Source organism: Nocardioides sp. (genome assembly GCF_025964975.1).
In the GTDB taxonomy this organism is placed as follows: domain Bacteria; phylum Actinomycetota; class Actinomycetes; order Propionibacteriales; family Nocardioidaceae; genus Nocardioides.
The window spans coordinates 1-6,105 of sequence record NZ_JAOPXV010000232.1; the positions used below are offsets into that span (position 1 = coordinate 1).

Genomic DNA, 6,105 nt, shown 5'->3' on the forward strand with positions numbered 1-6,105 from the left:
ACGACCGCTACTTCCTCGACAACGTCGCGCAGTGGATCCTCGAGCTCGACCGCGGCAAGGCGCACCCCTACGAGGGCAACTACACGACGTACCTCGAGACCAAGCAGAGCCGGCTCAAGATCGAGGGTCAGAAGGACGCCAAGCGCGCCAAGGTCCTCGAGCGCGAGCTCGAGTGGGTCCGCTCCAACGCCAAGGCCCGCCAGACCAAGAGCAGGTCGCGTCTCGCGCGCTACGAGGAGATGGCGGCCGAGGCCGACCGGATGCGCAAGATCGACACGTCAGAGATCAACATCCCGGCCGGCCCGCGCCTCGGCGACATCGTGCTGGAGGCCGAGAAGCTCGGCAAGGGCTTCGAGGGACGCACCCTCATGCACGACGTGTCGTTCAAGCTCCCGCGCGCCGGCATCGTCGGCGTGATCGGACCCAACGGCGTCGGCAAGACCACGCTCTTCCGGATGATCACCGGCGAGGAGAAGCCCGACGACGGTGACCTCAAGGTCGGCCAGACGGTCAAGATCTCCTACGTCGACCAGAGCCGTGGCGGCATCGACCCGCAGAAGAACGTCTGGGAGGTCGTCTCCGACGGGCTGGACTTCATCAAGGTCGCCAACTTCGAGATGAACTCGCGCGCCTACGTCGCCTCGTTCGGCTTCAAGGGTCCCGACCAGCAGAAGAAGGCCGGTGTCCTGTCCGGCGGGGAGCGCAACCGGCTCAACCTCGCGCTGACGCTGAAGATGGGCGGCAACATGCTGCTCCTCGACGAGCCCACCAACGACCTCGACGTGGAGACCCTGCAGTCGCTCGAGGACGCCCTGCTCGACTTCCCCGGCTGTGCCGTGGTCACCTCCCATGACCGGTGGTTCCTGGACCGGGTGGCGACCCACATCCTGGCCTGGGAGGGCGACGCGGAGGACCCTGCCAACTGGTTCTGGTTCGAGGGAAACTTCGCCGCCTACGAGGAGAACAAGATAGCCCGTCTCGGCATCGAGGCAGCTCGCCCCCACCGCGTCACGCACCGCCGCCTCACCCGCGACTGAGGCTGGGGAGCTTCCGGTGGGCGCTTACTAGGGTGGGGTCATGAGCAACCCAGACACCAGCGGTTCCACGGCAGGCGCTGCGGCGCGGGCGATCCAAGGAGTGGTCCTGGAGCGCTTGGCTGTCGGGAGGGTGGTCATCGCTGGAACGCTACGCCGCCACCGTGCGCCAGTCCTTGCAGGACGATCCGACCTTCTACCCCACGGCCACCTCGCCCGGAGTTTGACCGGTCACCAGCAGGTCGGCGCTGGGCGACGAACCGAGGCGTGTCAGCGGATCTCCATCTCCGGGTGGCCGGCGATGAGCTGGTCGGACACCGCGTCCATCACGCGACCCACGGCCGCGAAGTCGGCGGGGTCGGCGACGTCGACCAGGTAGGACCGCACGCCCTCCACGTGGAGAGGGGCGGCTTCGGCCAGGAGCTCGAGGCCCTTGTCGGTCATCGTCGCGACGATGCCGCGGCCGTCCTCGGGGGTGCTGCCACGGACGACGTAGCCTGCCTTCTCCATCCGGTCGATCGTGTGCGTGACCCGGCTGCGGGAGTGTGCGAGCGCGTCGGCGAGCTGGGCCATCCGAATGCTGCGCTCGGGCCGCTCGGAGAGGCGCACGAGGATCTCGTACTCGGTGAGCGAGATGTTGAAGCCGCGACGCAGGTCGTCGTCAAGACGATCCATCAGCAACGTGGTGCCGATGACGAGCGCGCGCCATGAGTGCTGCTGGGCTCCTTCGAGCCAGCGCGGTTCCCGAGACTTGTCCATGTGCTGCTGTTCTCCCTTAGCTGCGTCCGCCTGGAGGTCACAGACGTGCTGACCGAGGATATCCACTTGTGGTGGGGAGCGCAGAGGAATTGCGAAGCCCGTCCCGGGAGGTCCGCGTCGCCAGCCGGCGATCGGCTGTGGCGCGGACCTCCGCCGATCAGCTCAGTCGCTCCATGATCAACGCCATGCCCTGGCCGCCGCCGACGCACAACGTGATGAGTCCGGTCGTCTTGTCGTGCCAGTCGAGGGAGTTCAGCATGGTGTTCTGCAACCGGGCGCCGGTCATGCCGAACGGGTGACCCACCGCGATCGCCCCGCCGTTGACGTTGAGGCGGTCGAGGTCGATCCCGAGGTCCTGGTAGGACGGGACGACCTGCGCGGCGAAGGCCTCGTTGATCTCGACGAGGTCGATGTCACCGATCGACATACCGGCGTTGGTGAGGGCACGTCGGGTGGCCTCCACCGGACCCATGCCCATGATCTCGGGCGAGAGGCCCGAGACGCCCGTGGAGACGATGCGAGCCAGCGGCTTCAGACCGAGCTCGGCGGCCTTCGTGTCGGACATGAGGACCACGGCCGCCGCACCGTCGTTGAGCGCGCAGCAGTTGCCGGCCGTCACCACGCCGTCGGGGCGGAAGACCGGCTGGAGGGCGGCGATCGCGTCGTACGTCACGCCGGCGCGTGGGCCGTCGTCGAGGGAGACGACCGTACCGTCCGGAGTGGTGACCGGGGTGATCTCGCGCGCCCAGAAGCCGTCGTTGATCGCCTTCTCGGCCAGGTTCTGGGAGCGGACTGCGAATTCGTCGAGCTCCTTGCGGTCCAGGCCGTGCAGCTGGGCGACGTTTTCGGCCGTCTGGCCCATCGCGATGTAGGCGTCGGGAAGGGATCCGTCCTCACGTGGGTCGCGCCACGTCTCGCCACCTTCCGCGAACTTCTCCGTGCGCGCCTCGGCGTCAGCGAAGAGCTCGTTGCGGGTGCCCGGGAGATGGTCAGAGGTGCCCTTCGCGAAGCGGGAGACGGTCTCCACCCCGGCGGAGATGAACACGTCGCCCTCGCCGGCCTTGATCGCGTGGAACGCCATCCGCGTCGTCTGGACCGACGAGGCGCAGTAGCGGGTGATCGTCGCGCCGGGGACCTCGTCCATGTCGTTGAGCAGGTTGATGATCCGGCCCATGTTGTTGCCGCTCTCGCCGCCCGGGAGGCCGCATCCGAGGTAGACGTCGTCGACGGTCTTGCGGTCCAGCGCCGGGATCTTGTCCAGGGCAGTCTTCACGATGAAGGCACTCAGGTCGTCGGGTCGCAGGTCCTTCAGGGACCCCTTGTTGGCGCGGCCGATGGGGGAGCGGGCTGCGGAAACGATGACTGCCTCGGGCATGGAGAAACTCCGAATCTCAGGACGGCTGGGGTGTGAGCCAGCGTAGTCCGTGATCTGCGGACGGCGTGGTCCAGCGCTTGTGGGCTATGTCATGGATGGCCCCGAGCGCGGTGCGGTCAGCTGAGCGGGTCCTGGTGGATCAAGGAGCTGAGGAGCAGGTCCATGCTCTCCGAGACGATTGCCGCCCGGGAGGCGGGAGGTTGGAGCAAGGCGGAGACGAGCACACCGTCGACGGCAGCCACGATGGTCCTCGCGATGGCACCGGAGTGGTCGTGGCCGCCCCGCTCCAGGATGCGGTCGACGAGCGCCGTCAGCCCTCGCCGCGACTCGATGAGCTGGGCGGCGAGGTCGTGGTCCCGGGTAGCGGCCATCGTCAGCTCCAACCTCGCCCGGCACCGGTCGGACTGCTCGAGCCAGCGTTGAATGGTCGCGGTGGTGGCCGCACAGGCGTAGTCCACGTCGCCGGGATGCTGGGCCACCTCGGCCGCCAGCTCCGCGACGTCCGCCGACACGAAGCTGACCACGTAGTCCAATAGAGCGTCGTGCAGAGCCCTCCGGGACCGGTAATAGGCCGAGCTCGTTCCCTCGGGCAACCCGGCCTCGCGGTCGATGGCGCGATGGGTCAGTCCTCGCCAGCCCGATGTCGACAGGACGGTGACAGCCGCGTCGAGGATCTCCCGACGACGAGGCGAGAGGTCGTCGACCTCGTCGGTCACGTCGGTCACGGGGCCTCCAGTCAGCGGGCGGGTGAGCCAGGACACTACCGATCCGCTTGTGATCCCAGCACGAACAGCCTATGTTTCTACATATGTAGAACTTCTACATCTGTAGAAAGGATCGCACATCATGACCTTCGAGCTCGCCAACCTCAACTCCTTCGTCTTCGCCTTCATCGCTATCGCCGGTCTCACCGGCCTGCTCGCCCTCGGTGCCCTGACCCAGTTCTTCGCCTCCAACCGCCAGGTCCGCCTCAAGCGCCACCTGACGATCCCCGCGTACTACGGCAACCTGCTCGGCGCTCACTGAGCTGACTGCTCGGCTCCCGCTGGACCCGGGGTGGCGCCGCTCTGAGACGATCTCGGGCGTGCGCCACCTCTATCAGTGCCCGATGCGGTGGGCCGACCTCGACCTTCTCGGACACGTCAACAACGTCGTCTACGTGGACTACCTCCAAGAGGCTCGCGTCGACATGATGCGCAGCCACGGTCCCTCCGTTCGGGGCGAGGGCGACCAAGGACTGGTCGAGGGTGTCGTGGTCGTACGCCACGAGGTCACCTACCGGGCTCCCCTCAGCTTCAGGTTCCGACCCATCAGCATCGAGTGCTGGGTGACCCGGATCCGTGCCGCCAGCTTCACGGTGGCATACGAGATCTTCGACGAGACGCCCGAGGGACGGGTCGTCCACCTGCGCGCGACGACCGTGCTGACGCCCTACGTCTTCTCCACCGAGCGCCCGCGACGCCTGACCCCCGACGAGAAGGCGGCCCTGGCGCCGTACCTCGAGGAGGCGCCGTCCATGTCCTCGAAGATGGCGCCGATCGACCCGTGGGAGCCCGGTCACTACCCGTTGCACGTGCGCTTCTCCGACGTCGACGTCTACGGCCACGTCAACAACGTGAAGTACTTCGAGTACTTCCAGGAGGCCCGCATCCCGCTGATGGAGCGGCTCGGTCGCGACCTGGGTCGAGCCGACGGCATGCACGTCGTGGTGGCCCAGACCGACGTCGACTACAAGGCGCCGATCCTCTTCCGGCTCGAGCCCTACGACGTGAACTCGCGCATCACCCACGTCGGCACCAAGTCGTTCACGATCGACTCGGAGATCCGCGACGGCGACGTCGTGCTGTCCCGAGCCCGGGTCGTCCTGGTCTTCTTCGACTCCGCCACTCAGCGCTCGGTGGAACCGCCGGCGGCCTTCCGCGAGGCGATGCTCGCTGCCGCAGAGTCCTGAGAGGTCACTGGAGCGTGTTCACCATGAACTGCGCGGCGTGGGTGACGTAGGCCCAGAACGTGGCGTCCTGCTCCGGCGTCAGGTCCGCCTGGTCGAGGCCCTCGCGGAAGTGGACGAGCCAGCGCTCGGCGGACTCGGGAGTGACGGCGAACGGCCCGTGCCGCATCCGCAGGCGGGGGTGTCCGCGGGTGTCGCCGTACGTCGTCGGGCCGCCCCAGTACTGCATGAGGAACAGGGCGAAGCGGTCCTCTGCGGGGCCGAGGTCGTCGTCGGGATAGAGCGGGCGCAGCACGGGATCCTCTGCCACGCCTCGGTAGAACGTGTGCACGATCTGACGAATGGTCGCCTCGCCGCCGATCTCGTCGTAGAAGGTGCTCACGACCTCCATTGTGTCCTGCGGCCGCAATCGGCCGACCACCAGGGCGTGGAAGACTCGGGCGGGACAGCACTCCCACCCGCGCAAGGAGCACACATGCCCACCACCCGCACCGCGACCACGCACTGGGAAGGCACCCTCTTCGAGGGCGCCGGCAAGGTCACCCTCGAGTCCTCCGGTCTCGGCACCTTCGACGTGACGTGGCCGGCACGCGCCGAGGAGCCCACCGGCAAGACGAGCCCTGAGGAGCTCATCGCGGCAGCGCACTCGTCCTGCTTCTCGATGGCGTTTTCCAACGGCCTCGCCAAGAACGAGACCCCCGCCACCTCGCTGGACACCACCGCGGAGGTGGAGCTCACGCCCGGCACGGGCATCACGGGGATCAAGCTCACCGTGCGCGGCGTCGTCGACGGCATCGAGAACGACAAGTTCGTCGAGCTCGCGGAAGCGGCCAAGGCCGGCTGCCCGGTCTCGCAGGCCCTCAGCGCCGTCACGATCACGCTGGACGCCGCTCTCGCCTGATCGGACCTGCGCTCAGGTGGCCGGACCCTCGGCCTGAGCGGGTCCCTTCGCGGCCGGCGCCGCTTCGATGTCAGTCTGGGGCGGCGCC

8 protein-coding genes are annotated in these 6,105 nt (G+C 67.7%); 4 read left to right on the top strand and 4 right to left on the bottom strand.

Annotated elements, in window-relative coordinates:
* The coding region (locus tag JWN68_RS18710) for an ATP-binding cassette domain-containing protein (RefSeq protein WP_297741800.1) at positions 1–1,037 on the top strand (1,037 nt) is incomplete at its 5' end.
* Positions 1,038–1,304: 267 nt separating this feature from the next.
* Here the strand turns inward: JWN68_RS18710 and JWN68_RS18715 are convergent.
* The 3 genes from JWN68_RS18715 to JWN68_RS18725 form a co-directional block, all read right to left on the bottom strand.
* Entirely contained in the window at positions 1,305–1,793 is a 489-nt protein-coding gene (locus JWN68_RS18715) for a MarR family transcriptional regulator (RefSeq protein WP_297741802.1), read from the bottom strand.
* A 157-nt stretch (positions 1,794–1,950) separates the two neighbouring features.
* Entirely contained in the window at positions 1,951–3,168 is a 1,218-nt protein-coding gene (locus tag JWN68_RS18720; protein WP_297741805.1) for an acetyl-CoA C-acetyltransferase, read from the bottom strand.
* A gap of 116 nt (positions 3,169–3,284) precedes the next feature.
* Positions 3,285–3,893, bottom strand: coding sequence for a TetR family transcriptional regulator C-terminal domain-containing protein (locus tag JWN68_RS18725; RefSeq protein ID WP_297741807.1), 609 nt, complete (start codon positions 3,891–3,893; stop codon positions 3,285–3,287).
* A gap of 121 nt (positions 3,894–4,014) precedes the next feature.
* On the opposite strand from JWN68_RS18725, the gene JWN68_RS18730 reads away from it, so the two are divergent.
* Positions 4,015–4,194 carry a hypothetical protein gene (locus JWN68_RS18730; protein ID WP_297741809.1) on the top strand — a complete coding sequence of 60 codons (180 nt, stop codon included), beginning with the start codon at positions 4,015–4,017 and terminating at the stop codon, positions 4,192–4,194.
* 58 nt (positions 4,195–4,252) lie between these two features.
* Positions 4,253–5,119, top strand: coding sequence for a thioesterase family protein (locus tag JWN68_RS18735; protein WP_297741811.1), 867 nt, complete (start codon positions 4,253–4,255; stop codon positions 5,117–5,119).
* A 4-nt stretch (positions 5,120–5,123) separates the two neighbouring features.
* Here the strand turns inward: JWN68_RS18735 and JWN68_RS18740 are convergent, their stop codons facing one another.
* Positions 5,124–5,498 carry a globin gene (locus JWN68_RS18740; RefSeq protein WP_297741813.1) on the bottom strand — a complete coding sequence of 125 codons (375 nt, stop codon included), beginning with the start codon at positions 5,496–5,498 and terminating at the stop codon, positions 5,124–5,126.
* 93 nt (positions 5,499–5,591) lie between these two features.
* On the opposite strand from JWN68_RS18740, the gene JWN68_RS18745 reads away from it, so the two are divergent.
* The gene (locus JWN68_RS18745) at positions 5,592–6,017 is read left to right on the top strand and encodes an OsmC family peroxiredoxin (RefSeq protein WP_297741815.1); all 426 of its coding nucleotides are present in this window, start codon (positions 5,592–5,594) and stop codon (positions 6,015–6,017) included.
* Positions 6,018–6,105: the final 88 nt, after the last annotated feature.

What these genes read in the sequence shown, in the direction of transcription:
- JWN68_RS18715 (WP_297741802.1), bottom strand. Translation starts at nt 1,793, where the DNA reads ATGGACAAGTCTCGGGAACCGCGCTGGCTCGAAGGAGCCCAGCAGCAC.
- JWN68_RS18720 (WP_297741805.1), bottom strand. Translation starts at nt 3,168, where the DNA reads ATGCCCGAGGCAGTCATCGTTTCCGCAGCCCGCTCCCCCATCGGCCGC.
- JWN68_RS18730 (WP_297741809.1), top strand. Translation starts at nt 4,015, where the DNA reads ATGACCTTCGAGCTCGCCAACCTCAACTCCTTCGTCTTCGCCTTCATC.
- JWN68_RS18745 (WP_297741815.1), top strand. Translation starts at nt 5,592, where the DNA reads ATGCCCACCACCCGCACCGCGACCACGCACTGGGAAGGCACCCTCTTC.